Source organism: Hymenobacter aerophilus DSM 13606 (assembly GCF_000382225.1).
Classification (GTDB): domain Bacteria; phylum Bacteroidota; class Bacteroidia; order Cytophagales; family Hymenobacteraceae; genus Hymenobacter; species Hymenobacter aerophilus.
The window spans coordinates 5,394-30,009 of the sequence record NZ_KB907806.1; the positions used below are offsets into that span (position 1 = coordinate 5,394).

Annotated in this window: 24 protein-coding genes; 10 read left to right on the forward strand and 14 right to left on the reverse strand. The window is 63.7% G+C overall.

Translation table 11 applies throughout. The annotated features are described in order from the left end of the window. The first annotated feature begins 176 nt into the window (after nt 1-176). Nucleotides 177-1,472 (forward strand): rod shape-determining protein RodA, encoded by a 1,296-nt coding sequence (gene rodA / locus H145_RS0106655; RefSeq protein ID WP_019947362.1) that lies wholly within the window; start codon nt 177-179, stop codon nt 1,470-1,472. A 26-nt stretch (nt 1,473-1,498) separates the two neighbouring features. On the opposite strand, the gene H145_RS0106660 is transcribed toward rodA, so the two are convergent. Next, nucleotides 1,499-2,554 (reverse strand): hypothetical protein, encoded by a 1,056-nt coding sequence (locus tag H145_RS0106660; protein WP_157541301.1) that lies wholly within the window; start codon nt 2,552-2,554, stop codon nt 1,499-1,501. A 23-nt stretch (nt 2,555-2,577) separates the two neighbouring features. After that, nucleotides 2,578-3,747 carry a hypothetical protein gene (locus H145_RS0106665; protein ID WP_026351309.1) on the reverse strand — a complete coding sequence of 390 codons (1,170 nt, stop codon included), beginning with the start codon at nt 3,745-3,747 and terminating at the stop codon, nt 2,578-2,580. A 35-nt stretch (nt 3,748-3,782) separates the two neighbouring features. On the opposite strand from H145_RS0106665, the gene H145_RS0106670 reads away from it, so the two are divergent. The 4 genes from H145_RS0106670 (at nt 3,783) to recO (ending at nt 8,299) form a co-directional block, all read left to right on the forward strand. Further along, on the forward strand, nt 3,783-4,112 hold the full coding sequence (locus tag H145_RS0106670; RefSeq protein ID WP_019947364.1) for a 2Fe-2S iron-sulfur cluster-binding protein: 330 nt from the start codon (nt 3,783-3,785) through the stop codon (nt 4,110-4,112). Between the two features lie 170 nt (nt 4,113-4,282). After that, nucleotides 4,283-4,879 carry a thymidine kinase gene (locus H145_RS0106675; protein ID WP_026351310.1) on the forward strand — a complete coding sequence of 199 codons (597 nt, stop codon included), beginning with the start codon at nt 4,283-4,285 and terminating at the stop codon, nt 4,877-4,879. A gap of 90 nt (nt 4,880-4,969) precedes the next feature. After that, nucleotides 4,970-7,366: a type IX secretion system anionic LPS delivery protein PorZ gene (gene porZ, locus H145_RS0106680; protein WP_019947366.1), complete on the forward strand. Its 2,397-nt coding sequence runs from the start codon at nt 4,970-4,972 to the stop codon at nt 7,364-7,366. Nucleotides 7,367-7,582: 216 nt separating this feature from the next. After that, nucleotides 7,583-8,299: a DNA repair protein RecO gene (recO, locus tag H145_RS0106685; RefSeq protein ID WP_019947367.1), complete on the forward strand. Its 717-nt coding sequence runs from the start codon at nt 7,583-7,585 to the stop codon at nt 8,297-8,299. 228 nt (nt 8,300-8,527) lie between these two features. On the opposite strand, the gene H145_RS20260 is transcribed toward recO, so the two are convergent. From H145_RS20260 to H145_RS0106720, 7 genes are all read right to left on the reverse strand, one after another. Further along, the gene (locus H145_RS20260; RefSeq protein ID WP_157541304.1) at nt 8,528-9,499 is read right to left on the reverse strand and encodes an FKBP-type peptidyl-prolyl cis-trans isomerase; all 972 of its coding nucleotides are present in this window, start codon (nt 9,497-9,499) and stop codon (nt 8,528-8,530) included. Between the two features lie 109 nt (nt 9,500-9,608). Then, entirely contained in the window at nt 9,609-10,100 is a 492-nt protein-coding gene (locus tag H145_RS20265) for an FKBP-type peptidyl-prolyl cis-trans isomerase (protein ID WP_019947369.1), read from the reverse strand. An 11-nt stretch (nt 10,101-10,111) separates the two neighbouring features. Next, nucleotides 10,112-10,657, reverse strand: coding sequence for an FKBP-type peptidyl-prolyl cis-trans isomerase (locus H145_RS0106700; RefSeq protein ID WP_019947370.1), 546 nt, complete (start codon nt 10,655-10,657; stop codon nt 10,112-10,114). A gap of 39 nt (nt 10,658-10,696) precedes the next feature. Continuing rightward, entirely contained in the window at nt 10,697-11,197 is a 501-nt protein-coding gene (locus H145_RS20270; RefSeq protein ID WP_019947371.1) for an FKBP-type peptidyl-prolyl cis-trans isomerase, read from the reverse strand. 29 nt (nt 11,198-11,226) lie between these two features. Continuing rightward, the gene (locus tag H145_RS20275) at nt 11,227-11,742 is read right to left on the reverse strand and encodes an FKBP-type peptidyl-prolyl cis-trans isomerase (protein ID WP_019947372.1); all 516 of its coding nucleotides are present in this window, start codon (nt 11,740-11,742) and stop codon (nt 11,227-11,229) included. Between the two features lie 106 nt (nt 11,743-11,848). Continuing rightward, nucleotides 11,849-12,904, reverse strand: coding sequence for an FKBP-type peptidyl-prolyl cis-trans isomerase (locus tag H145_RS20280; protein ID WP_019947373.1), 1,056 nt, complete (start codon nt 12,902-12,904; stop codon nt 11,849-11,851). 178 nt (nt 12,905-13,082) lie between these two features. Further along, nucleotides 13,083-14,126, reverse strand: coding sequence for a DHH family phosphoesterase (locus H145_RS0106720; protein ID WP_019947374.1), 1,044 nt, complete (start codon nt 14,124-14,126; stop codon nt 13,083-13,085). A gap of 366 nt (nt 14,127-14,492) precedes the next feature. Here H145_RS0106720 and H145_RS0106725 point away from each other — a divergent pair, with 366 nt between their 5' ends. Then, nucleotides 14,493-14,897, forward strand: coding sequence for a nucleoside-diphosphate kinase (locus tag H145_RS0106725; protein ID WP_019947375.1), 405 nt, complete (start codon nt 14,493-14,495; stop codon nt 14,895-14,897). A gap of 184 nt (nt 14,898-15,081) precedes the next feature. Here H145_RS0106725 and H145_RS0106730 read toward each other — a convergent pair whose 3' ends face one another. The 3 genes from H145_RS0106730 to H145_RS0106740 all read right to left on the reverse strand — a co-directional run bounded on the left by H145_RS0106730 (nt 15,082) and on the right by H145_RS0106740 (nt 19,344). Then, nucleotides 15,082-16,371 carry a nucleoside permease gene (locus H145_RS0106730; protein WP_019947376.1) on the reverse strand — a complete coding sequence of 430 codons (1,290 nt, stop codon included), beginning with the start codon at nt 16,369-16,371 and terminating at the stop codon, nt 15,082-15,084. 299 nt (nt 16,372-16,670) lie between these two features. Then, a complete protein-coding gene (locus tag H145_RS0106735; RefSeq protein ID WP_019947377.1) occupies nt 16,671-17,753 on the reverse strand; it encodes a response regulator in 1,083 nt (360 codons plus the stop codon). Beyond that, nucleotides 17,731-19,344, reverse strand: coding sequence for a sensor histidine kinase (locus H145_RS0106740; RefSeq protein WP_019947378.1), 1,614 nt, complete (start codon nt 19,342-19,344; stop codon nt 17,731-17,733). Before H145_RS0106740 ends, H145_RS0106735 begins: the two co-directional genes overlap by 23 nt. A gap of 211 nt (nt 19,345-19,555) precedes the next feature. On the opposite strand from H145_RS0106740, the gene H145_RS20285 reads away from it, so the two are divergent. Then, nucleotides 19,556-19,867: a hypothetical protein gene (locus H145_RS20285; protein ID WP_019947379.1), complete on the forward strand. Its 312-nt coding sequence runs from the start codon at nt 19,556-19,558 to the stop codon at nt 19,865-19,867. 157 nt (nt 19,868-20,024) lie between these two features. Here H145_RS20285 and H145_RS0106750 read toward each other — a convergent pair whose 3' ends face one another. Continuing rightward, nucleotides 20,025-20,423 carry a group III truncated hemoglobin gene (locus H145_RS0106750; RefSeq protein ID WP_019947380.1) on the reverse strand — a complete coding sequence of 133 codons (399 nt, stop codon included), beginning with the start codon at nt 20,421-20,423 and terminating at the stop codon, nt 20,025-20,027. Between the two features lie 195 nt (nt 20,424-20,618). Next, nucleotides 20,619-21,095 (reverse strand): hypothetical protein, encoded by a 477-nt coding sequence (locus H145_RS20290; protein ID WP_019947381.1) that lies wholly within the window; start codon nt 21,093-21,095, stop codon nt 20,619-20,621. Nucleotides 21,096-21,435: 340 nt separating this feature from the next. On the opposite strand from H145_RS20290, the gene H145_RS0106760 reads away from it, so the two are divergent. The 3 genes from H145_RS0106760 to H145_RS24005 all read left to right on the forward strand — a co-directional run bounded on the left by H145_RS0106760 (nt 21,436) and on the right by H145_RS24005 (nt 24,504). Further along, complete coding sequence (locus H145_RS0106760; RefSeq protein ID WP_019947382.1) at nt 21,436-23,952, forward strand: heavy metal translocating P-type ATPase; 2,517 nt, start codon at nt 21,436-21,438, stop codon at nt 23,950-23,952. Between the two features lie 90 nt (nt 23,953-24,042). Further along, entirely contained in the window at nt 24,043-24,198 is a 156-nt protein-coding gene (gene ccoS / locus H145_RS0106765) for a cbb3-type cytochrome oxidase assembly protein CcoS (protein ID WP_019947383.1), read from the forward strand. Nucleotides 24,199-24,231: 33 nt separating this feature from the next. Then, nucleotides 24,232-24,504 carry a hypothetical protein gene (locus H145_RS24005; RefSeq protein ID WP_205619299.1) on the forward strand — a complete coding sequence of 91 codons (273 nt, stop codon included), beginning with the start codon at nt 24,232-24,234 and terminating at the stop codon, nt 24,502-24,504. The last annotated feature ends 112 nt before the right edge of the window (nt 24,505-24,616 follow it).

A 24,616-nucleotide genomic window follows, 5' to 3' on the forward strand; every position in this document is an offset into this window, starting at 1 on the left:
ATGAATTATGAATTATGAATTATGAATTATGAATTATGAATTATGAATTATGAATTATGAATTATGAATTATGAATTATGCTCTTTACAAGTCTGTTCGTTCTGCCCTTGAATTTTGAATAATGCCGTTGCGGTTCTGAACGGGAAAATTCAAAATTCAAAATTCAAAATTCAAAATTGAACACTCCCGCCCGCTACAACCGCAGCATCGACTGGGTGACGGTCCTGCTCTACCTGCTGATGGTGGGCGTGGGCTGGCTGAACGTGTACGCGGCCAGCTACTCGCCCGACGCGCCCGATAATCCATTTGGCACGCTCAGCTTCAGCCAGCTGATGGACTACAACTGGTTCAAGCAGATTGTCTGGATTGGCACGGCGCTGGTGCTGATTGTGGTGCTGCTCGTCATCGACCCCAAGGCCTACGACACATTTGCCTACGGCCTGTACGGGCTGATGATTGTGCTGCTGATTATCACGCCCTTCATTGCCCGGCCCATTGCCGGCTCGCGCTCGTGGCTGGAGCTGGGGCCGGTGCGGGTGCAGCCCGCCGAGTTTGCCAAGTTCATCACGGCGCTGGCCGCCTCGCGCTACCTGGCCGGCATCAACCTGCGCCAGCAAAGCTTCCGCGACCAGCTGGTGCTGGCCGGCCTCACGCTGCTGCCGCCGGTGCTCATCATTGCGGCCAACGAAACGGGCCAGGCGCTGGTGTTTGCCGCCTTCCTGCTGGCCTACTTCCGCGAGGGTATGTCGCCGCTCATCCTGCTGATTCTGGCTGCCGGGGCCGTTATCCTGATTCTGGCGCTGCTCGTGCCCAAGCTGTGGCTGGTGGCGGGCTTCACGGTGCTGCTGGCCGTGGCGCTGGCGGCCAACTGGCGCACGCTGCGCCACCATCTGCCGCTGAGCCTGGGCGCGTGGGCGGTGATTATCGGCATGGTGTTCGGGGTGGATTTCTTCTTCAACAATGTGCTGCAGGACCACCAGCGCAAGCGCATCGAAATCCTGATCAACCCCTCGGCCGACCCGCTGGGCGTGGGCTGGAACGTCACGCAGTCGAAAATTGCCATCGGCTCGGGCGGACTGGCCGGTAAAGGCTTTCTGCAGGGCACCCAAACCAAGTTCGATTTCGTGCCCGAGCAAAGCACCGACTTTATCTTCTGCACCGTGGGCGAGGAGTGGGGCTGGGTGGGCACCACGACCACCATTGTGCTGTTTATGGCTCTGCTGGGGCGCATTGTGTACGTGGCCGAACGGCAGAAATCGGTGTTTGGGCGCACCTACGGCTACTGCGTGGCCAGCATCATCTTCTTCCACTTCTGCATCAACATCGGCATGACCATCGGGCTGGCGCCGGTAGTAGGCATTCCGCTGCCGTTTTTCAGCTACGGCGGCTCCTCGCTGTGGTCGTTTACCACGCTGCTGTTCATTCTGCTGGCCATTGACGCCGCCCGCAAGCAGGATCTGGAGCGGTACTAAGAAAATGCCAAACTGACTATTTGGCTTTATATCCTGGTGCGTTCGGCCTGACTTGGTTTCAACCAGCTAAACAGTGAGTCCCGGCTGATAATCAGCGAGAAAGCCACCGCGAAAACCGGCGCCGCCAGGTAGCCCATGCGGCCTAAATCACCCGAAAGCAGCATGTGGGCCACCACAATTACCAGGAGCCAAGCGCCCGACCAGCCCACGGCGGGCAGCCAGCTTTGGCGGACCGTTCGGTTGCGCAAACCCGCCAGCAAAGCGAGACTGAAGAAGCCGAAGATGCTGAAGATTTCGCCCGTGCCCTTCACCGAAAACAGCCGCCGCAGCGAGTAGCTCAGGTTTTCGAGGTGGCCCAGCGCATTGCTGACGCTGGCGGCCGGTGGGATGCCGGCCTGCTGGTCAATCCAGAGGCGCAGGGCCAGCCAGGCGGCCGCGCCCAGCGCCAGCCACGCCAGCTGCCAGGGCCAGCGCAGGGCGTGGCGGCCGTACCACAGCAGCCAGGGCACCAGCATAAGGCCCGACTCCTTGGCCGGCAGCGCCAGCAACAACACGGCCACCGCGGCCCCTGCCGAGCCCGCGCGCACCGCATAAAAGGCCAGCGCAAATACCAGCAGGTACAGGCTGTCGACCAGCGGCAGGCCGGCCATGTACACCGTCCAGCGGCTTGTGAAAACGGCCGCCAGGGCCAGCGCGGCCGCCAGCGGCGAAGCCCCGCACAGCTGGCAGGTGCGAAACATCACCAGGCCCGCCCCGGCCATCAGCAGGCAGTTCACTACGTAAAAACCCAGCCGCAGGGGCCATTCGGAGCCGGGGCGCTCGGGCCAGATGCGGGCGTACACCTGTTCCAGCGGCCAAGCCACGGCGGCTGCGGCGGCCGGCACCAGCGGCCGGTAGCGCCGCGTCAGGCTCACGCCTTCAAACTCGCCCCGGGCCACGCTTAGGTAGCTGCGCGTGTCGAGCGAGTGCGAGAAATCGTAGTGCCGGTACATGGGGTAGGCTGGCCCGGCCACCAGGCCCAGACCCAACAGGTATACCAGCAGCCAATGAGGCCAGCGCAACGACGGAAGGGCAGAGGGCATAGGCGGCGGGCTCACCTGGGAAATCAGGCGCTGAACTTGCGGTCAATCAGCCGTAACAGCTTGTTTACGTGCTCGTCCTTGCGCACCCACTGCTGCTCGGCAGCCAGGTTTTCGGTTACGTAGCGCTTAGCGGCAACAGCGTCGGGCAGCGTGTCGAGGTGCTGAATGGCGGCGTGGTAGCGCATGTTCTCGCCCCCAAACAGCTCATTAATAAAGCTGAAGCGCTGGTTGATGGAAATGGCCTCGCGCAACGACTCGACATGCGGCGGCTTTTCGGCCAGCGTGGTGCCGCGGTCGGCGGCGCGCAGCGTGTCGCTCAGCGAAGGCGCGCCCGACTGCTCGGCCTTCAGCTTGGCGTAGAGCGGCACGGCGGCCCCGGCAGTTTCCGGCCCGGCGGCGGTGGCCGGCGCTTTGGTAATTGGTTCGGCCGGAGCTACCGGAGCTACCGGAGCCACCGGCGCAGCCGGGGCCGCGGCAACCGCCACGGGAGTTGGGGTAGGCGCAACAGGAGTTGCAGCGGGTGCTGGCTGAGCCGGCGTGGCGGCCGCAGCTGTCGGAGCTGGTTCGCGCAGGTCGGTTTCGGTGAGGGGCAGCAGCTCGTTGAACTGGGCGACCAGCGCCGTTACGGGCGCCACCTGCCCGGAGTGGTTTTCGAGGTGCTGGCGGAAGTGGCTGATGAGGTAGTCGCGGGGCTGTTCCTGGCCGGCCGGCAGCGCATCGATAAAGCCCTCAAACAGCGCCTTGTTGGTGTCGAGGTAGCGCAGGCCTTCGCGCAGCTGCTCGGGCGTGCGCAGACCGGCCTCGGCGGGCAGCAGCTTGGCAGCCAGCGTGTCGGTGGGGTCGAGGGCGCCGGCCAGCGTGTCGGCAATTGCCTGGGCCAGCAGGGGCTCGTAGGTAGGCCGGCTCAGGCGAATGCGCCGCGACAGCACGTTCATGAACTGGGTGAGGGCCTGGCGCACGTCGGCATCCTCGAAGTCGAAGTAAGCGCTGCGCAGCTGGGCCATTTCGGCGGTCCATTTGCCCAGCAGCGCCTGCACTACAAACAGGTTTACCTGCCGGATGGGGGTGAAGCGCAGCACCGCCGGGCCGTCGAGCGTGGCCGTGGGGCGGGCCCCGAAATGCTGGTCGCAGAGCCGCGCTGCCAGCAGCCGGCCGTATTGTTCACGCTGAGCGTGGCTATATTTGGTATTCATTCGAAAGCCTGGTTCAGCGAGCAATTTACAGAAAGATGCCCACTCTGATTGTCGAAAACCTGGCCGGCGTGGCCATTCCGGTGCCCGCCGGGGCCACGCTGCTGGCCGCCATCCAGGCCGCGGGCCACGACTGGCAGCACGCCTGCGGCGCCCGCGGCCGCTGCGTAACGTGCCGGCTGCGCATCACCAGCGGGGCCGAGCTGCTGAGCGAGCCCACGGCCCCCGAGCTTCGCTACCGCGCCGCCGGCCGCCTCCGCCCCGACGAGCGCCTGAGCTGCCAGACCCGCCTGCCCACCGGCCAGGTAAGTGGCCGTGTGCCCCGCGCCACCCAGCTCCCGCACATGGTATATTCGGTGAAGGAGTAAATGAAGGGGTGAACGGGATAACTGCCCGTCATTCAGAGCGAAGCGAAGAATCTTGCGTGCTACTGTTGAACGACAACCGTTATAACGACTCCGAGCGAGATTCTTCGCTTCGCTCTGAATGACGTTCTTTTGTATTCTCTTACCCACCTATTCACCCATTGACTCCGCCCGTGTTTATTGAACCCCGCGTTGGTACGCGCCCCGGTAGCAACGCCCGCCGCGGCTGGATTGAAGTCGTGTGCGGCTCCATGTTTTCGGGCAAAACTGAGGAGCTTATCCGGCGGCTGAAACGGGCCGAAATTGCCCGTCAGCGCGTCGAAATCTTCAAGCCCGCCCTCGACACCCGCTACCACGCCGAAGATGTGGTGTCGCACAACCAGAACAGCATCCGCAGCACGCCCGTGCCGGTGGCCCAGGAAATCCTGCTGCTGGCCGCCAACTGCGACGTGGTGGGCATCGACGAAGCCCAGTTCTTTGATGAGTCGCTGGTGGATGTGTGCGTGCAGCTGGCCAACGGTGGCACCCGCGTGATTGTGGCCGGCCTCGATATGGACTTCCAGGGCCAGCCCTTCGGCCCCATGCCCGCCCTGATGGCCGTGGCCGAGTTCGTCACCAAAGTACACGCCATCTGCGTGCGTTGCGGCGAGCTGGCCTCCTATTCGTTCCGCGTAACGGCCGCCGAAGACAAGATTCTGCTCGGCGAAACCGACGCCTACGAGGCCCGCTGCCGGGTCTGCTTTCAGGAGGGCATGAAGGGCAAGCGCTAAGCGGTTTTTCGGCCCGGTCTGCCCGCACGAAAGCCGGGCCGGGCGCGTTATCTTGCCAGTCAATCCGTTGCGCTTTTAGCTTTTCTGCCCATGATGCCAATACTACGCCCGCGCCCGGCGCGGCTGCTGGTTTTTCTGCTGCCGCTGCTGAGTTTGCTGCCGTTCGGCCCGGCCCGGGCGCAATCGGCGGCGGCCGGCTACGGCGAGTGGCAGCTGCACCTGCCCAGCAACCGCGCGCTGGCGCTGGCCGAGGCCGATAAGCGGGTGTACGTGGCCGCCCAGGATGCCTTCTTCTACCTCGATAAGGAGCTGGGGACCACCACGCTGCTTTCGCGGCGCGACGGCCTGAGCGACGTGGGCGTGCGCACGCTGGCCTACGACTCGGTGGGCCAGCAGGTGCTGGTGGTGTACCAGAACGCCAACCTCGATTTGCTGCGCCTTTCCGACGGGAAAATCAGCAACCTCAACGACATCTTCCGCAAGGACATCAACGGCGGCAAAACCGTGTACCAGGTGCAGGTTACGGGCCGGCGGGCCTACCTGGCGGCCAGTTTCGGCATTGTAGTGCTCGACCTCGACAAGCGCGAAATCCGGGATTCGTACACCAACATCGGCCCCGGGGGCACGGTGGTGCGGGTGTACGCCACGGCCGTGGCCGGCGGCACGCTGTTCGCCGCCACCTCCAACGGCCTGATGCGCACGGCCCTGGCCGGCAACCCCATCGATTACCGCACCTGGACCACCGACCTGCCCGCCCTGCCCGGCGACCCTTACCGCACGCTGGCCGTGCAGCAGGGCCGCGTGGTGGCCGGCCGCAACGGCGACCGGCTGTATGCCTACACCGCGCCGGGCAGCTGGCAGCCGCTGGCCGGCTCGCCGGTGGGCGTCGAGTTCCGGCAGCTGACGCCCTCGCCGGCCGGGCTGCTGATAACCGAGTCTGCCCAGGTATCGGTGCTCGATGTGGCTACCGGTGCCCAGCGCCTAGCGCTGCGGCCGGCACTGCTGCGCAACCCGCAGGCCGCCGTGCGCAGTCGTGAAGGCCGCTTTTACGTGGCCGATTTCGAGAACGGGCTGCTGCGCATCGGGGCCGATGGCCAGCAGGCCGAGCAGTTTCTGCGCAACGCGCCCGCCGGCGCCCAGGCATTCAGCGTGCTGGCCGATGCCCGCACCAACACCGTGGACGTGTTCACGGGCGGCTTCACCGACCGCTACTTGCAGCGCGGCTTTTTCCGGGGCTTCTACGAGTTTCAGCAGGGCCAGTGGACCAACATCACGCCCGCCACGCTACCCGACCCGGCGCAGTATCCCAACCCCCAGGACCTGACCCGCGGCGCCCGCACCGCCGACGGCACGCTGTACGTGGGCAGCTACGGCAACGGGCTGCTGGAGTGGAAGGGCCCCGGCGAGTTCCGGCTCTTCAACCCTACCAGCAACCTGCCTAACCCGCTGCGCAGCGCCATTGCCGACCCCAACTACACCCGCGTAACCGACCTGGCCACCGACGCCGAAAACCACGTGTGGGTGGTCAACCGCCACCAGATTACCGGCCAGTCGGGCCTGTTCGTGTTCGACCCCGTGGCCAGCAGCTGGCGCATTATCGACTACTTCGTGGGCAGCGAGAACCTCGACCGCATTGCCCTTGACGATGCCGGCGCGGCGTGGGTGTCGCGGGCGCGGGCGCCCAATTCGGGCCAGGGCATGGTAGTGCACAACCCCGAAACCCGCGAAACCAGCTACTACACCCAGGCCGTGGGCCGCCCGGACGATAGTGGCAATGCCCCCCTGCGCGACATCAACGACATCTACGACGTGGTGAAGGACCGCGTGGGTGACATCTGGATTGCCACCAACAAGGGCCCGGCCTACTTCCCGAATCCCGGCGGCGCCTTCGACCCGCAGCAAACCACCGGCTTTCAGCTGCCTTACGTTGACAGAGGCGCTAAGAACGAGGTCGGCTACGCCACGCTGGACAACCGGAAAATAAACGCCATTGCCGTTGATGGGGCCAACCGCAAGTGGTTCGCCACCGAAAACGGGCTGTGGCTGTTTACGGCCGATGCCAACGAGGTGCTGCTGCACTTCACCACCGACAACAGCCCGCTGCCCTCCAATACCATCGTGGATGTGGCCGTGAACGACAAAACGGGCGAGGTATTCGCCGTGACGGATGCCGGCGTGGTCAGCTACCGCGGCGACGCTACCGTGACCGAAGGCAAGCCCAGCTGCGCCAGCGTGTACCCCAACCCCGTCCGCCCCGAGTACGCCGGGCCGGTGACTATTTCGGGCCTGGCCAACAACGCCAGCGTGAAAATTACCGACGTGGCGGGCCGGCTCGTGTACCAGACCCGCGCCAACGGCGGCACCGTAAGCTGGAACCTGGCCGACTACAACGGCCAGCGCGTGCGCTCGGGCGTGTACCTGGTACTCTCGGCCGACGCCGACGGCAAGAACGGCTGCGTAAGCAAGGTGGCCGTGGTGAGTAAGTAGGAGGTGAGAGGTGGAAAACAGAACGTGTCATTCTGAGCGGAGGCGCAGCCGAAGTCGAAGAATCTCGCGTGCAACACTAATCCAGCCGTCAGAAATTACTTTGGCACGCGAGATTCTTCGACTACGCTCCGCTTCGCTCAGAATGACACGTTCTGTCTTCTACCTCTCACAGCCCACTTCCAGCTCCTAACTTCTATCTTCTAGCTTCTCAAAAAAATGCTCATAAAAACCCGGGGCATCGTGCTGAGCCACATTCGCTACCGCGAAACCAGCATTATCGCCCGCATCTATACCGAACGGCTGGGGCTGCAGAGCTACCTCGTGAACGGGGTGCGCAAGGCCAAGCCGCCGGGCCGCATTGCCCTGTTTCAGCCCCTCACGCTGCTGGAGCTGGTGGCCTACACCTCGCGCAACGGCGGCCTTACACGGCTTTCGGAGTTCCGTTGCGCCGAGCCGTTCCGCACCTTGCCCTACGATGTGCGCAAGAGCAGTATCGCGCTGCTGCTGTCGGAAATTGTGAGCCGGGTGCTGCTGGAAGAAGAGGAAAACGAGCCGCTGTTCACGTTTCTGCACGACTCGGTGCTGGCTTTCGACCGGCAGGAAGCGGGCTTCGAGAACTTTGCGCTGGTGTTTCTGCTGCAACTCAGCCACTACCTGGGCTTCGGCCCCGAAACGGGCGAGGAAATCACCACCCAGGTAGCCTTTGCCACCGATGCCGCGGCGGGTACCCACCACGGCCCCACGGCCCTGCGCCGCGAGTTCGACCAGTATTTCGACGCCCTGATTAAAACGCCGGCCGCGGCGGGCATTCCCAACGGCCGCGTGCGGCGCGAGCTGCTGGGCGTGCTCATCCGCTATTACCAGCTCCACGTCGAGCGCCTCGGCGACATCCGCTCCCTGGCCGTGCTCTCGGAAGTGCTGGCCGAGTTGTAGGGATTGAGGGAGAAGTGAGAAGTAAGAGGTGAGAAAAGGGAACGTCATTGCGAGCGAAGCGAAGCAATCTGCGGGAGCAACGTGCCAAGCCCTGATAAGCAGAAAGCCCCTGACGTCTGTGCTGGCGTCAGGGGCTTTGCGCTTGGTAATACTTGTCATTTTGTACGAACGGATTGCTTCGCGCTGCTCGCAATGACGTACCGTTTCTCACTTCTCACTTCTCACTTCTCACTTCACATCCACCAGCTCCACCTCAAACAGCAGCACGCTGTTGGCGGGGATGGACTCGCCGGGGCTGCGGGGGCCGTAGGCCAGGGCCGAGGGGATGAGCAGCGTGGCTTTGGCGCCCTTGGACAGCTGCGCGAGGCCTTCGTCCCAGCCCTTAATCACGCGGCCGGCACCCAGCGGAAACTCGATGGGTTTGTTGCCGTGGTTAGCCGAAGCGTCGAACTCCTGGCCGCTCAGCAACTGTCCCCGGTACAGCACCGAAACCGTCTGGCCGGGCTGGGCCACCGGGCCGCTGCCGGGGCGCGTAACCACGTAGTACACGCCGCCGGGCGTTTTCTGGGGCTGCAGGTTGTGCTCTTTGGCGTAGGCCTGAATGAGGGCCTCGTCGCGGCGGGCCTGCTCGGCGGCTTTAGCGGTGGCCAGTTCCTGCTGACGGCCGGCATCCTGGCGCATCTCGGCTTCTACTTCGGCCGGCGTCTGAATTTTTACGGCTTTGGCAAAGACCAGCATCGTGGGGCCGGCGCGGCGGATAAAGCCGGGCACGGGCTGCCGGAACGACTTAGCAAATACCGTATCGAGGTTGAGGCGAAACACGCCCGAGTCGCCGGGCTGCAGCAGCGCCAGCGCCTGCTCGACCGAGCCGCCCTGGCCGGGCCGGAGCGTGTCGAGCGGCACGCGTACGGGCTGGTTCTCGTTCTGGCGGCGCGAGTGCATGAGCACCGAATCCTTGGCAGTGCGGAACTGCAGGTGCAAACTCAGGATGCGGCCCAGGCGGCTGGCGTAGGTTGGGTCGCCGGTAGGGGGCAGGGCCGGCCGCAGCACGTAGCGGCCCTTTTCGAGGCGGTAGATGCGGTATTCCAGCCCCGACTTCAATTTATGAAACGGCGCGGGCTTGCCCTGAAAGGCCACCAGCCCCGCCGCCGTCAGCAGCCCGGCACTCACCAACCCCAACACCCGCACAGAATAACGCATACTTGAAAGCAACTGGAAGAAAAACGATGCGCCGCTCAGGCACTGCTGCAAAGAAAGGAATAAAAAGAACGGTCGTTCCGCCAACGCAGAACGACCGTCGTATCGTTTCTCACTTCACCTTCAGCACTTCCAACTCGAAGATGAGGTCGGCGTTGGGTGGAATGAGGTAGCGGCGGCCGGCATCGTCATCGGGGTCGAGGCGGCCTTTGGCGCCGTAGGCCAGCCGCGCTGGTATCCAGACGCGCGCCCGGCTGCCCTGGGGCAGCAGCAACAACGCCTCATCGAAGCCCTTGATGACTTCGTGGTGGCCCGCCCGCACTTTCAGCGGCCCACCCTGCTGCACCGAAGTATCGAACAGGCGTCCGTCGGCGGCCAGAAACCCGGTGTAGTGAACCGTAACGCGGCTGCCAACCCGGGCCGGTGGGCCGGCGCCCGGCTGCCGCAGGGCGTAGCGCAGGCCCGAAGCAGTAGTGATGGCGCGGGCCAGCAAGCTGTCGGGCTGGGATGCGGGCAGGGCCGTGGTGAGCGTACGCTGGGCATGACCGGCCAGGGGCCAGCTGCCCAGCAGTAGTAACGCCGTCCCAATCAGCACCTGCCGCATCGCTCCGCTGTTTACTCTACCTCCAGAATTTCTATATCGAACAATACGGGCGTACTGGCTGGTACAGCCCCCGCACCGCTAAAACTATAGGCCAGGTACGAGGGGATAAGTACCTGCTTCCGGTCGCCCTGCCGCATTTCTGTAACTGCCATTTGAACGCCGGTAGGTGCCTGCTGGCTTACCTGCCCTACATAGAAGCTGTAGCAGCCGCAGTCGGTGCGGTTGGTGCTGGAGGCATCGAATACCTGCGACTCATTCTTCTTATTGATGAGCCTGCCCACGTAGTTCTCCGTTACTTTCTGGCCGGCCTTGATGAGCGGATTGGCTGCCGGGCCGTCGGTGAGGGGCACTAAGTAAATGCCCGATTCGAGCCGCCGGTAGTTGGTGATGCCGTGGCGCGTCAGGTAGGCCTGAATGGTGTCGTTATCGGCCTTTTTCTGGGCCTCGATAATTTTGGGGTCAATCTCGTAGGGGTTCACCTGCTTTTTGCAGCCCACTGAAAGCGTGCCCCCCACCAGCAACGCCAGCAGCAACAGGAGTAAGGTTGATTTCTTCATCGTCATTTAGCAAAAGAGTAACGTTGCCGCAAGGCCGGCTCACCGAATATCCACTACTTCCACATCAAAGCGCAGCACCGAATGGGGTGGAATAGTGCCCGATGCGGCGCCTTTGTAAGCCTTCTCCGACTCGATAATCAGAATGGCCTTGGCGCCCTTGTTCAGCTGCGGGAAAGCATCCTCCCAACCTTCAATAACCTGGCCGGCACCCAGCACAAACGGGAAGCCGATGATGGCGGCCTGGGTCTGGTCGAACACTTTGCCGTCGAGCGTGGTGCCGGTGTACTTGGCCACAACGGTTTTGCCCAATGTGGGCAGCGGGCCCGTGCCCGGCTCCGTTATAGATACATATACGCCAGTCGAATCCTCTGTAAAACCCGTCAGGTTATTGGCCCGGATGTAGTCGGCAATCAAGGTTTTGTCACGGTCACGATAGAAGGCACTGTCGGGCTCCTCACTATCCGAGCCTTTTTTACAGGCACCGAAGGCGAAAAGCAGCGTCAGCAGGAAAAGCGGGAGCAGGGAAAGGCGAAAATTCATACGGGCAAAAGCGTTGGTGAAAAAAGGCGTTACTGGGCGCTCAGCAGCTCCACATCGAAGCGCAGCACCGAATGGGCTGCAATCGGACCGTTGCTGCGGGCGCCGTAGGCCAGGTCGGAGGGGATGAGCAGGATGGCCTTGCTACCGGGACGCAGGCCCACGAAGCCCTCGTCCCAGCCGGCAATTACCTGGCCCCGGCCCACGGTAAATACGAAGGGCTGATTGCCGCGGCTGGCCGTCGAGTCGAACACCTTGCCGTCGAGCGTGTAACCGGTGTACAAGACGCTTAGCTGCTGGCCGGCCACCGCCGGGTCGCCGGTGCCGGGCTCGGTAACGGCCACGAACAGGCCCGAGGGGCGCTCCTCGAAGCGGGGCAGGTTGTTGGCCTTGATATAATCGGTAATCAGGGCCTTGTCGCGGGCAGGGTAATCGGTGTTGTCGGGGGCGGGCTCGTTGTTCTGGCAGGCCGCCAGCAGCAGCACGGGCAGCAGCAGCGCCAGCCGGCGGCCGGCACTGCGCAGAAGTGGTGGCAGGAAAGTTGTCATCAGTAAAACGTGGAAAGCGAAGGAAGCCCGAGGGCAGGATACAAAAACCCCCGGCCGGGTTGCAACACAGGGCCGGGGGCTTCAGCTAAACGCGCACGCGGCCGTTTTATTTGCCCTGCTGCTGGCGCTGCATGGCTTCAATCTGGCGGCGGATTTCGGCTTCGTCCATCTGGCCACCGGCCGGCTGGGCCGGGGCGTTCTTGATGTCAACCAGTTCCACGTCGAAGCGCAGGATGGCGTCGGCCGGTACATCGGCGCCGGCGCCGCGCTGCCCGTAGGCCAGCGACGACGGAATCAGGAGCAGGCCCTTCGAGCCTTTCGGGAATTGGGCAATGCCCGCATCCCAGCCCGGAATCACCTGGCCCTGACCGATGGCGAAATCAAACGGCTTGTTGCCCTGCTTCTCCGACGAATCGAACACCTTGCCGTTTTCGAGCAGCGAACCTTTGTAAAGCACCGACACAATCTGGCCCGCCTTGGGCTTGGGGCCGGGGCCGGCCGTGGTGATGGCGTAGTACACGCCCGAAGGGTCTTTCTTGACCGTCAGGTTGTTTTTCTTGGCGTACTCCTGCAGCGTTGCGTCGTCTTTCTTGAGCTGCTCCTCGGCGTGGGCGGCCATTTTGGCCTGCTGCTCCACCTGCATTTTCTGCACGTCGGCCATGGCCTCAGCCTGGGGCTGCACCTTGTCCACCTTCACGTACATGGTCATGGTTTTGCCGGCCTTGCTCATGAACGGGGGCACGGGCTGGCGGAACGACTTGGCGAAAATGGTGTCGACGTTGAAGCGGAACACGGCCGAGTCGCCGGGTTCGAGCAGGCTGATGGCTTCCTCGAGGCCGCCGCGCTGCGCTTTGCGCACGGTGTCAAGCGGCACGCGCACCGGGAAGCCCATCTGCTGCTTGCGCGAGTTGAACAGGATGGAGTCTTTGGCCGTGCGGTACTCCACGTGCAGGGCCATAATTTTGCCGATGCGGTCCTTATAAGTCGCGTCGCCGTCTTTGCTCACGTCCTTGGCGTCGTACTTGCCCGGGCCGGTGCTCTTGTAAATCTTGTACTCAATTCCCGAGGGCGTCTTGCTGAAATCCGCGTTTTTGTTGCAGGAAGCCAGGCTCACGACGCCAGCCGCCAGGGCCAGGCTCAGAAGGTTACGGGTTGAAAACATGAAGGAGCGTATGTGGTGTGGAAATGGGGAGGAATGTGGAAAACCGGCTGGCCGATGTGGATAAGGTGCGGAATGCGGAAAACAGCGCCGGTTTCAGCCGGTAAAAGCCCGGCTGCTGGGCGCATTTACCACGCCTGGCACCGCTCGCACACTATTCCGGCGACGAAGGTACGCCGAATTACGCCACCGGGGCCGGGGCACTCAGCGGGGCGCCCAGCAGCTCTACCTGGTAGTCGGGTAGCAGCTCCAGGAACCGGTCGAGGGTGGCGGGCAGGGCCTCGTGGCTGATGCCGCCGGCGGCGTTGTGGTGGCCGCCGCCGCTGAAGTGGCGGCGCGAAAACTCGCTGGCCGAGAAGTCGCCCACCGAGCGGAAGGAGATTTTAACGGCCTGGCTGCGGTCAATGAATATGGCAGCAAACACGATGCCCTCAATGCTGAGCGCAAAGTTGACCAGCCCCTCGGTGTCGCCGGTTTTGGAGTGGTACTGGCGCAGCTCGTCGGCCGTAATGGCAATGTAGGCCGTGTTGTACTCGCGCAGCACCGTCAGCTTATCCTTCAGCACGAAGCCCAGAAAGCGCAGCCGCTCCTCCGAGTGCGAGTCGTAGATGCGGCGGTGCACCTCGGAGGTGTTGATGCCAGCGCTGAGCAGTTCGGCAATAATGAGGTGCACGTTGCGCGAGGTGCTGGGGTGGCGGAACGAGCCCGTATCGGTCATGATGCCCGCGTACAGGCACTCGCCGATGCCGTTGTCAATCAGGTCCTGGTCGCCCAGGTCGCGGATAATCTCAAAAATCAGCTCGGCCGTGGCCGCGGCTTTGGGGTTGGAAAACTCAATCTGGGCGAAGTGCTCGGGCTGCTGGTGGTGGTCGACGAGCACCTTGGTGCCCGGCGCGTTGCGCACGTACTCGCCCAGCTCGTTGATGCGGCTCAGGCAGGAGAAATCGAGGCAGAACAGCACCTCGGCCTCGTTTACCAGCTCGCGCACCCGGGCGTCGTTGCGGCGCGGGTCGTACACCACTACGTCGTCGTTGCCGGGCATCCAGGCCAGAAAATCGGGATAGTCGGAGGGCGTTACCACCGTTACCCGGTGGCCCTTCTTACGCAGGTAGCCCGCCAAACCCAGCGACGAGCCCAGCGCATCGGCATCGGGCTTGTGGTGGGTGGTGATGAAAACCTGCCGGGGTTGGGCCAGCAGCTCCTTTAACTCAGCAATTTGCGACATTTCCTACGGATAGGTAACTGAAAGTGGGCCGGTTAGGCCGAATGCAAAGGCGGCAAAATTCGGAAATATTCCGCTCTCCAACAAACCGCCTCCCGGAAAGGTGCGCAAAGGTAGTGGATAACAGTTGCCAGTAGTCAGTTGCCAGCGGTGAGCAACAGGAACGGTCATTCTGAGCAGCGCGAAGAATCTCGCGTGCCACAGTAATTCCTGACAACAGGGTTACTACTGCACGCGAGATTCTTCGGCTACGGCTCCGCCTTCGCTCAGAATGACCGTTTTATTCAGGCACTACCAGCCAACTCACTATTTCCTGTTACTTTTGTGCCCGCAAAAACGCCTTCTGTTTCAACTAACCCAACCCGCCTTATGGCCACCAACCGCACCTTCACCATGATTAAGCCTGACGCCGTGCAGGACAACCACATTGGTGGTATCCTCGGCATGATTGAGGCGGCCGGCTTCCGCATCGTGGAGCTTCAGAAAGTGCAGCTGACCCCCGAGCGGGCCGGCCAGTTCTACGAAGTACACAAGGAGCGTCCCTTCTACCAGGACCTCGTTAAATACATGTCGTCGGGCCCCATCGTGGCCGCCATCCTCGAAAAGGACAACGCCGTAGCCGACTTCCGCACCCTGATTGGCGCCACCAACCCCGCCAACGCCGAGGAGGGCACTATCCGGAAGAAGTACGCCAAGAGCATCGAAGCCAACGCCGTGCACGGCTCCGACTCCGACGAAAACGCCCAGATTGAAGGCGAGTTCTACTTCGGTTAATCACTGATTTGCGCTGATTTCTGCACTGATTACGCTGATTTTTTAGTTCTGTAATCAACTCGTAAATCACAAAAGAGCCCGCCTGGCAATGCGCCAGGCGGGCTCTTTTGTGTAAGCTTGTCGAGGTCGTTGGTTTTTAGAACGATGCTAATAGCCAGCAGCTATAAGCTAACAGCTCAAAATATTATGCCTGCTCGACGCTGAGCAGCGGCTCTACGTCTTCTACCCGCTCATCAACCTGGCTGGGGTTGTGCTTGTGCTTGAAGAGGAAGATGAACAGCACGGCAATAACCAGCGCGTAGGCCGCAAACGTCAGCCAGATGTTGTGCCAGTCCTTCACGCCGTTGGCGTCGGTGAAGTAGCGCTCAATCACCACGCCGCTGACGGAGCTGCCCAATACGGCGCCGAAGCCGTTGGTCATCATCATAAATAAGCCCTGGGCGCTGGCCCGGATGGACGGAGTGGTCTGGGTTTCGACGAACAGCGAGCCGGAAATGTTGAAGAAGTCGAAGGCCATGCCGTACACGATGCACGAGAGGATAATCATCCACAGGCCCGCACCCGGGTCGCCGTAGGCAAAGAGGCCGAAGCGCAGTACCCAGGCAATCATGCTGAAAAACATGACCTGCTTGATGCCGAAACGCCGCAGGAAGAACGGAATGGCCAGAATAAAGAGCGTTTCCGAAATCTGGGAAATCGACATGATGATGGCCGGATACTTCACGGCCAGCGTGTCCTTGAAAGCCGGATTCTGGTCGAAATCGTGCAGGAAGGTGTCGCCGTAGGCGTTGGTGAGCTGCAGGGCCGCCCCCAGCAGCAGCGCAAACAGGAAGAACACCAGCATCTTGGAGTCGCGCAGCAGGGCAAACGACTTGAGGCCCAGCGCATCGACCACCGAGCGGCCGGGCGTGTCGCGGGCCAGCGGCGGGCACTTGGGCAGCGTGAACGAGTAGAAACCCAGCAGGAAAGCCGCGCCGGCCGCCACGTAGAACTGGCTGGCCGACTTCTCGAAGCCCAGCAAGCTCACCGTCCACATGGCCACGATGAAGCCGATAGTGCCCCACACCCGGATGGGCGGGTAGTCCTTCACCACATCCAAGCCCTCGCGCTTGAGCACCGAGTACGACACGGCAATCGACAGCGCCAGCGTGGGCATGTAGAACACCATGTTCAGCAGAATCACCCAGAAAAAGGTGCTGGGGTCCGTTACCAGCGGAATCGTGCACAGCACTACGCCGCCCAGCAGGTGCAGCACGCCGTAGAGTTTTTCGGCGTTGATGTACTTATCGGCCACGATGCCCATAAGCGAGGGCATGAAGATGGAGGCAATGCCCATCGTGGAGAAAATGGCCCCGAACTCCGAGCCCGACCACTGCTTGGTCTGGAACCAGTAGGCCCCGATGGTAATCAGCCACGAGCCCCAGATGAAAAACTGAAGGAAACTCAGAATAATGAGACGCAACTTGGTACTCATGCGGTGGGGGCAGTTTGGAGCGTGGGAAAAGCCGCCGCCAACGCCTCCTAGAGTTGTTGGCCGGCTGTCCGGGCCGGGTGGGTCCGGCTCAGGGGTTCAAATATAAGTAAAGTTGGGAGCGGTTGGCCGGTAATATCCGCCGGAGCTGAAAAGAACGTCATTCAGAAAAGAACGTCATTCAGAGCGAAGCGAAGAATCTCGCTCGGAGTCGTTATAACGGTTGTCGTTCAACAGTAGCACGCAAGATTCTTCGCTTCGCTCTGAATGACGTTCTTTCCCTAATCCTAATCCCTGACCCGCTACCAGTTGGCGCGGCGCAGCTTTTCGGGGTGCAGTACCCGGATGTCGCGGTTGGTGAGCTCGATGCTGCCGTCCTGGCGCAGCTCGCTCAGGATGCGGCTCAGCGACTCGGGGGCGGTGCCGATGAGGGCGGCCATGTCTTCGCGCGAGAGTTGGATGAGGGGCTCGGCGGCGGGCTGGGCGGTGGTTTGCTGCTCGTGCAGGCGCAGCAGCGTGTCGGCCACGCGCTTGCGCAGCGAGTTGTAGGCCATATCGAGCAGCAGCTCCTCCTGCTCGCGCACCCGGCCGGCCAGCAGGCGCACAAACTGCCGGCCCACCTCGGGGTTGCGGGAAAGCAGCTGGCTGAAGTCGGCGGCCGGAATATAGCGCAGCACGGTGTCTTCGAGCGTCAGGGCTGAGTCGTGGTGGGCGGTGTGTTCGAGCAGGGGCTGGTAGCCGAAAAAGTCGCCGGGGCCATAGAGGCCAGTAATCAGCTCCTTGCCGGCGGCGGTGGTTTTGGTGGTTTTCACCCGGCCCGCCTCCACGAAATACAAGCGGCTGGCCTCGTCGCCCTCGGCGTAGATAATCTGCTTGCGGGGCAGCTCGTGCGTGCGGCGGTCGGCGGCCAGGCTCTCCAGCGTATCGAGCTGGCCCGTGGCCTGGGCGTCGTGCAGAAACGCATCGAGGCCGGCGGACGTGGGTTCGTACTCGGGGGCAGGTGGGGGTTGCAGCTGCTGGAAACGGGCCAGCCGACCGGCCACGGCATTTAGCAGCTCGTTGCTGTCGAAGGGCTTGGTGAGGTAGTCGTCGGCGCCCAGCTCCATGCCCTTGCGCAAGTCCTGGCGCTCGGTTTTGGCCGTCAGGAAAATAAACGGGATGCCGCGCAGCTCCTCGTTCTGGTTGAAGATGTGCAGCACGCCGTAGCCGTCGAGCACGGGCATCATAATGTCGCAGATAACCAGGTCGGGGCGGGTGGCCAGGGCCTGCTCGACGCCCAGCTTGCCGTTGGCGGCCGTGAGCACCTCGTAGCCGGCCAGCTCCAGCAGCTCGGCCGTGTTCTCGCGGATAAGGTCGTGGTCCTCAATCAGTAGAATGACTTTCATAGGGGATGGTTAGCGTGACGGTAGTGCCCTGGCCGAGCTGGCTTTGCAGGTCGACGGTGCCGCCCAGCAGCTCGGCGTAGCGGCCCACAATATACAGGCCTAGCCCGGTGCCGGGCAGGTTGCTGACGCTGCGGGCCCGGAAAAACCGCTCGAACAAATGCTGCTGGTCTTCTTCCGAAATGCCCAGTCCTTCGTCCTCGACCCGCAGCGTGAGCCAGCCGCCGGCGCAGGCCGCGTGCAGGCGCACCACCGAGTCGTCGCCCGAGTATTTGAGGGCGTTGGAGAGCAGATTAACCAGGATTTTGCGCAGCAGCGAAGCGTCGAGCCAGATGGCGGAAGGGCAGGCCTGCAGGTCGGGCTCGATGCGCTGGCCGGGCTTGCACAGGCCCTGCACGTCGAGCATCGTGTCGCGCACCAGCTCGGCCAGCTCCAGGCGGGCGGCGCGGGCGGCCACCTTGCCCTCCTCAATCCGGCCCACCGACAGGAACTCTTCCAGAATATCATTCAGGTGATTAACCGACTGGCGGATGCGCTCGATGTGGCGCAGGCGCTTGCCCTGCTGCTCGCCGGCCGGGTACTGCTCGATGAGCGAGGCCGAGGTGAGCACGGCCGTAAGGGGGGTGCGGAACTCGTGCGAGGCCATGCTCACGAAGCGCGACTTCAGCTCGCCCAGTTCCTGCTCGGCCTGCAGGGCCTTGGCCAGCTCGTCTTTGCGCTGCTCCAGCTGCTCCAACGTGCTCAGCAGGGCGTGGGTGCGGTCGGCTACTTTCTGCTCCGGGTCGGCGTTGAGGCGCTCCACGCGCAGGCGCTCGGCCACCAGCGCCTCCCGCGCCTGCCGCTTATCGGTAATGTCGATGACGTAGGACACCACGTACAGCTCGTTTTCCTGGTAGAAATAGCTCAGACTCACCTCCACCGGAAACACCGAGCCGTCGGCCCGCTGGCCTTGCAGGTCGCCGCGGTGCGAGTTGAGGGCGCGCACCTGGGGGTCGGCGTTGAACGATTCGCGCAGCTGCTGGTGGTTGCGGCCGGGCGCGGGCGGCACCAGCGCGTCGATGTTGGCGCGCAGCAGGCCCTCGGGCGGGTAGCCGAACTGCTGGTGGGCCATGTGGTTGGCCGACACGATGTCGCCCGCCCGGTTGCAGACGATAATGCCAATAGTGGCGTGCGACACCACGGCCTCGAACCGGCCGTGGCTGTTGGCCAGGGCCTGCTCGGCGCGCTGCAGCCGCAACCCCTCGGCCACCGGGCAGCCGCCGCTGGGCAGAGGCTGCAGCCGCAGCAGCAGCGGCGCGGCGGGGTCGGCAGGGGCCAGGGGCAGCAGCGTGAGGCGGGCCCGCACACCGGACGCCCCAAGCTGCACCACCGACTCGGCCGAGCCCGTGCTACGGGCTTCGGCCAGCAGCGCGGGCCACTCGGGCGGCAGCGGCGAAGGGGCATCGGCGGCCAGCAGTTCGGCTTCGGAGGTGTAGCCCAGCAACTCCACGCCCGCCTGGTTTATGCGCAGCAGCCGGCCGGTAACCGGGTCGGCCAGCCCCGCAAAGTCGGGAGTTTGGGAGAGCAGCAGGTCGGCCAGGGCGTGGGAAAACATCGAAACGGGATAATTGAGGCGCACATTACGTTGCGGCAGCCCAGGCGGGGCGGGGGCGTTGCGGGGCGCAGCTAATGCACAAAGTTCGGCAAAAATAAGGCGGCGCGGGCGGGCTTTCTGAGGAAGGTCAAGCGGGGGACTGACAAACCTCATGGAATGGGAGGGGGGCGGGCTGGTACTTTTACAGCTCTTACGTTACCCGTTTTGGCTTATGTCAGTTGTTGCTACCCCTACTACGCTGGTGCCCGAGGCCGCCGTGCTGCTGGTGCTGCTGCCCCCGGCCGGGGCGGGCCAGGCGCCGGCCCTGAGCGCGGGCGCGCTCAGGGCCCTGCAGGCCCGCCTGGGGCCGGGCGTGCGCGTACTGAAAATCGACGAGGCCACCCACCCCACGGTGGTGCGCAGCTTCAGCGGCCAGCCGGCGGCGCTGCCCGCCTGCGTGCTGGTGCGCCAGGGCGTGGAACTGTGGCGCCAGCCCGGCCTGCCCCAGGCCGAGGCCATCGAAGCCCGCCTCCGCCTGGGGTAAGGCCCGCCGCTGCTACTGGATACCAAATAGAACGTCATTCAGAGCGAAGCGAAGAATCTCGCGTGCATTGGTAACTTCCTGATGGCAGGATTACTTTGGCACGCGAGATTCTTCGCTTCGCTCTGAATGACGTTCTTTCTAACAACTAACCAACCGCTTACTGGGTGGAAAGAGGCGTGTTGATGATGCGCAGGCGGGTTTCGAAGACGTGCGCGATGCTGCCGGCGCGGAGCCGGGCCTCGTCGGCCACCGGGCCGGCAAACAGCGAATCGACGGTGCGGCAGAACAGGTGCAGCCACTGCTGGAAGTGGCCGCTGCCGATGGGCAGCGGGATGTGCTTCATGAAGGGCTGGCCCTGGTAGCGGCCGGTGTGCAGCAGCAGGCTGCTCCAGAAGTCGTACATGCGCGGCAGGTGGGCCGCCCAGTCCACGTGGGCCACGTCGTTGAAGATGGGGCCCAGCAGCGGGTCGGCATTCACGCGGTCGTAGAAGGTGTCGACCAGCACCTTGATGTCGGCTTCGGACTGGATATCGGGCAGCGTGTTGTTGGAAGGCATGAGCGGGGAGGGTTGTAAGAAGGGTTGAAAATCTTAGTCTGACGTTCACCCCACCCCCGGCCCACCTTGCTCAAAGCGCAACATCCTCCGGGAGAGGGGTGCCAGCCGCGAGTTCAAGAACTATACTTCGTTGAACGCACCCCTCTCCCGGAGGATGTTGCGCTTTGAGCAAGGTGGGTCGGGGGGGGGCACTGTTCAAGCTGCCTGCCGGAGGCGCCAGGCTTCGGCGGGGCGGCTGAGCAGGGCGAAGGCGCGGTTGGCGGTGCCCAGCAGCAGGAGCAGCTTGAACACTTCGGCGCCAATATAGATATGGTGCAGGTCGCTGGCGGGCGGGGTGCGGCCGGCCAGCAGCGCCAGGGCCCGCACATCGAGGGCCGGCAGCAGCCATGCGGTTTGCACTACCAGCACGGCGGCCAGTAAGCCCAGCGGCAGCGCCAGGTTGGCGGGCACCTTCAGGCGGAAGGCGGCCACGATGGCCAGCACGGCCAGCCCGATTTCTACCTTATTGAGGGCCTGAAACACCAGCCGGCCGATGCCCAGCCCCAGCGGCACCGTGATGCCCGGCGCGGTGAACTTGAGCGGCGCTTCGAGAAACGAAATGCCCGCCACCAGCCCCGCCCAGAACAACAGCGCGGCCACCAGCAGAAACGACCAGGAATGACGAGAGAACATGGAGCAGGAATAAAGGTGACGGTCGAATGGCGTAGCGGCGCGACCCATCGCGTCTCAGCGGTGAACGGCGACGTCTGACGGGCAACATCAGCAACGATGAGACGCGACCCATGGCGTCTCATCGTTACCAACCAAACAAAGGTGCCAGCCAAACGGTGCGGGCGCGCTGACGCAAATCAAGCCCCGGCATGAGGTTGGTCATCGGACGGGGGCGCGGGCGGGCGGAGCTTTGTAGAAAGCACGGGCGGGCAACCTGTCAGTTGTACCGCTGCCCGCTTGTTCGCCTCAGCCGATAGAAAACAAGCTACCCGCTAAAAGCTATCAGCTAACCGCTCCATATATGCCCACCGTTCTCGAAGAAGCTACCGTTACCGACGTTGCCTGCGCCCACTGCGGCGACGCCTGCCCGCCCGAGCCGCTGGAGCTGGCCGGCCAGCCCTTCTGCTGCGCCGGCTGCCGCACGGTGTACGAGCTGCTGGCGGCCAACAACCTGTGCACCTACTACAACCTCGACGAGCGCCCCGGCCTCAAAGTAAAGGAAGTGGAACTGCCCGGCCGCTTCGACTACCTCGACTCGGAAAGCGTGCAGGCCCAGCTGCTGAGCTTCCGCTCGGAGGAGCGGGCGCGCCTGACCGTGAGCGTGCCCCAGATGCACTGCACGTCCTGCATCTGGCTGCTGGAGCACTTGCCCAAGCTGAACGCGGGCATCGTGGAGGCGCGGGTGCAGTTCCTGCGCAAGGAAATCACCATCACCTACCTCACCGCCCGCACCTCGCTCAAGGATGTGGTGGCCCTGCTGGCTTCCGTGGGCTACGAGCCCCAGATTACGCTGGCCGAGCTGGGCGCCCAGCCCCACCGCGCCAGCCGCACGCTCTACTACCAGCTGGGGCTGGCGGCCTTCGCCTTCGGCAACGTAATGCTGCTGGCCCTGCCCGACTACTTCTCGTTTGTCGAGGAGTTGCAGGCCGGGTTCGGGGGCTTCTTTGGGCTCCTGAGTCTGGCGCTGGCGCTGCCGGTGCTGCTGTACAGCGCCCGCGACTTCTTCCGCTCGGCCTGGCAGGGGCTGCGGCAGCGGTATATCAACCTCGACTTTCCGATTAGCCTGGGGCTGCTGGCCTTGTTTGGGGTGAGCAGCTGGGAGGCGCTGAGCGGCCAGGGGCCGGGCTACTTCGACTCGTTTACCGGGCTGGTGTTCTTTATGCTGATTGGCCGCTGGGTGCAGCAGCGCACGTACGACGCGCTGCGCTTCGACCGCGACTTTACGTCCTACTTCCCGGTGGCCGTCACCCAGCTCACCCCCGAGGGCGACAAGTCCATCTCGGTGCGGGAGCTGCAGGTGGGCCACCGGATTCGGGTGCGCCACCAGGAGGTGGTGCCGGCCGATGCGGTGCTGCTGCGCGGCGACGGGCAGATTGACTACTCCTTTGTATCGGGCGAGAGTACGCCGGTGGCGCGGGCCTCGGGCGAGCTGGTGTACGCCGGCGGCCGGCAGCTGGGCGAGGCCGTGGAGCTGGAAGTGGTGCGCGAAGTCAGCCAGGGCTACCTGACCCAGCTGTGGAACAACCCGGCCTTCGCCAAGGAAAGCCGCCACCAGGGCCTGGAAACCTACGCCAACCGGGTGGGCCGCTACTTCGTGGGCATCACGCTGGCGCTGGCGCTGGGCACGCTGCTCTACTGGGGCCCGCGCGACCAGGCCATGATGTGGCGGGCTTTCACCTCGGTGCTGATTATTGCCTGCCCCTGCGCCCTCTCGCTGGCCACCCCGTTTGCCCTGGGCGCGGCCGTGCGAGTGCTGGGCCGCCACAAGTTCTACCTGAAAAACTCGGCCGTCATCGAAACGCTGGCCCGCGCCGATACGCTGGTGTTCGACAAGACCGGCACGCTCACCGACCCGCACCAGGCCGCCGTGCAGTACCACGGCCGCCCCCTCACGGCCGCCGAGCTGAGCCTGCTCACGACGGCCGCCGCCCAGTCAACCCACCCGCTAAGCCAGCGGCTGGCCCGCGAGGCCAATGGCCCGGCCCGGCCCCTGCGCCACTGCCACGAAACCTCCGGCCAGGGCCTCGAAGCCACCGCCGACACGGGCGAAACGGTGCGCCTGGGGGCGGCCGGGTTCACCGGCAGTACCGCCAAGCTCCCGCTTCGCGACGCGCCGAACGATAGTAGCGCGAAGCTTCCGCTTCGCGACTTGTTGAGCGACACGGCGCCTGATGGGCGCGAAGCAGAAGCTTCGCGCTACTTCGACGCGCCCGAAACGCGGGTGTACGTGGCGTTTGAGGGCGAGCCGGCGGGTTACTACACCTTCCCCAACGTGTACCGCCCGGCCCTGCCCGAGGTGCTGGCCGGCCTGGGCGGGCACTACCGGCTGGCCGTGCTCTCGGGCGATACGGCCGCCGAGGAAGCGCGCCTGCGCGCCATGCTCGGCCCCGACGCCGCGCTGCACTTCCGCCAGTCGCCGGCCGATAAGCTGGCCTACATTGCCGCCGAACGGGCCAACGGGCATACCGTGGTGATGGTGGGCGACGGCCTCAACGACGCCGGGGCCCTGCGCGCCGCCGATGCCGGCCTGGCCCTCACCGACACGCTCACCAACTTCTCGCCCGCCTGCGACGCCATCCTCGACGCGGCCGAGTTCGGCCGGCTGGCCACGTTCCTGCGCTTCTCGCGGGCCTGCCTGCGGGTGGTGCTGGCCACCTTCGTGCTCTCGTTCTGCTACAACGCTTTCGGCCTCACGCTGGCCGTGCAGGGTTTGTTCACGCCCATCGTCTCGGCCATCCTCATGCCCATCAGCTCGCTGAGCGTGATGCTGGTGGCCACCGTGCTGGTGCGCCGGGCGGCGGCCAAACTTTGTCTTTGAGCTGCAAGCCTCAAGCTACAAGCTGCAAGCTTCTTGCCCATAGCTTACAGCTTGTAGCTTGAGGCTTGCAGCTCACTAACCCTTTCTGCCATGACCATCATCTATTTGCTTATCGGTATCAGCCTGTTGGTGGCGCTGCTCTTTTTGGGGGCCTTCCTGTGGTCGGTGCGCTCGGGCCAGTACGACGATACCTACACGCCCTCCGTGCGCATGCTGTTCGAGGACGAGGAGCCGCCGCTGCGCTAGGGGAGAGGCAAACCCCGGCCCGATAAGGCGTTTGTGCGTTTCCAGGCCGTGAAGGCCATTTCCGATTTACCGGACAGCGTTTTGGATGCGTCGGATGGCGTTTTCGATGCGTCGAAAGCTCCGTCCGATGCACCGAAGACGCCTTTCGGTGCATCGAAAACGATAACCAACGCACCGAAGACAGCAACCAACGCACCGAAAGGCGTCTTCGATGCGACGAAGACACCAACCAACGCACCGAAGACGCCTTCCGGTAAAGCGAAAGCGCTGTTCGGTGCGTCGAAAATGATAGCCTGGGCAACGTAGGCTCGGGAAGAGCAAGCCGGCGGCGGCACCGTTGCCTCGCTTCCTGATACAAATCAAGCGGGCGGCTAACCGGCGTCATGCGATGCGCGGGGGGCGTGGGGGACCTTTGGGA

Bases quoted from the DNA above. Each gene is read 5' to 3' on its own strand.
- H145_RS20270 (WP_019947371.1), bottom strand. From the start codon at position 11,197: ATGAATTTTCGCCTTTCCCTGCTCCCGCTTTTCCTGCTGACGCTGCTT.
- H145_RS20290 (WP_019947381.1), bottom strand. From the start codon at position 21,095: ATGTTCTCTCGTCATTCCTGGTCGTTTCTGCTGGTGGCCGCGCTGTTG.
- ccoS (WP_019947383.1), top strand. From the start codon at position 24,043: ATGACCATCATCTATTTGCTTATCGGTATCAGCCTGTTGGTGGCGCTG.
- H145_RS20285 (WP_019947379.1), top strand. From the start codon at position 19,556: ATGTCAGTTGTTGCTACCCCTACTACGCTGGTGCCCGAGGCCGCCGTG.
- H145_RS0106660 (WP_157541301.1), bottom strand. From the start codon at position 2,554: ATGCCCTCTGCCCTTCCGTCGTTGCGCTGGCCTCATTGGCTGCTGGTA.
- H145_RS20275 (WP_019947372.1), bottom strand. From the start codon at position 11,742: ATGACAACTTTCCTGCCACCACTTCTGCGCAGTGCCGGCCGCCGGCTG.
- H145_RS0106735 (WP_019947377.1), bottom strand. From the start codon at position 17,753: ATGAAAGTCATTCTACTGATTGAGGACCACGACCTTATCCGCGAGAAC.
- H145_RS20265 (WP_019947369.1), bottom strand. From the start codon at position 10,100: ATGCGGCAGGTGCTGATTGGGACGGCGTTACTACTGCTGGGCAGCTGG.
- H145_RS0106670 (WP_019947364.1), top strand. From the start codon at position 3,783: ATGCCCACTCTGATTGTCGAAAACCTGGCCGGCGTGGCCATTCCGGTG.
- H145_RS0106760 (WP_019947382.1), top strand. From the start codon at position 21,436: ATGCCCACCGTTCTCGAAGAAGCTACCGTTACCGACGTTGCCTGCGCC.
- H145_RS20280 (WP_019947373.1), bottom strand. From the start codon at position 12,904: ATGTTTTCAACCCGTAACCTTCTGAGCCTGGCCCTGGCGGCTGGCGTC.
- H145_RS0106740 (WP_019947378.1), bottom strand. From the start codon at position 19,344: ATGTTTTCCCACGCCCTGGCCGACCTGCTGCTCTCCCAAACTCCCGAC.
- H145_RS0106730 (WP_019947376.1), bottom strand. From the start codon at position 16,371: ATGAGTACCAAGTTGCGTCTCATTATTCTGAGTTTCCTTCAGTTTTTC.
- porZ (WP_019947366.1), top strand. From the start codon at position 4,970: ATGATGCCAATACTACGCCCGCGCCCGGCGCGGCTGCTGGTTTTTCTG.
- H145_RS0106725 (WP_019947375.1), top strand. From the start codon at position 14,493: ATGGCCACCAACCGCACCTTCACCATGATTAAGCCTGACGCCGTGCAG.
- H145_RS0106700 (WP_019947370.1), bottom strand. From the start codon at position 10,657: ATGAAGAAATCAACCTTACTCCTGTTGCTGCTGGCGTTGCTGGTGGGG.
- H145_RS0106750 (WP_019947380.1), bottom strand. From the start codon at position 20,423: ATGCCTTCCAACAACACGCTGCCCGATATCCAGTCCGAAGCCGACATC.
- H145_RS20260 (WP_157541304.1), bottom strand. From the start codon at position 9,499: ATGCGTTATTCTGTGCGGGTGTTGGGGTTGGTGAGTGCCGGGCTGCTG.
- H145_RS0106720 (WP_019947374.1), bottom strand. From the start codon at position 14,126: ATGTCGCAAATTGCTGAGTTAAAGGAGCTGCTGGCCCAACCCCGGCAG.
- recO (WP_019947367.1), top strand. From the start codon at position 7,583: ATGCTCATAAAAACCCGGGGCATCGTGCTGAGCCACATTCGCTACCGC.
- H145_RS0106665 (WP_026351309.1), bottom strand. From the start codon at position 3,747: ATGAATACCAAATATAGCCACGCTCAGCGTGAACAATACGGCCGGCTG.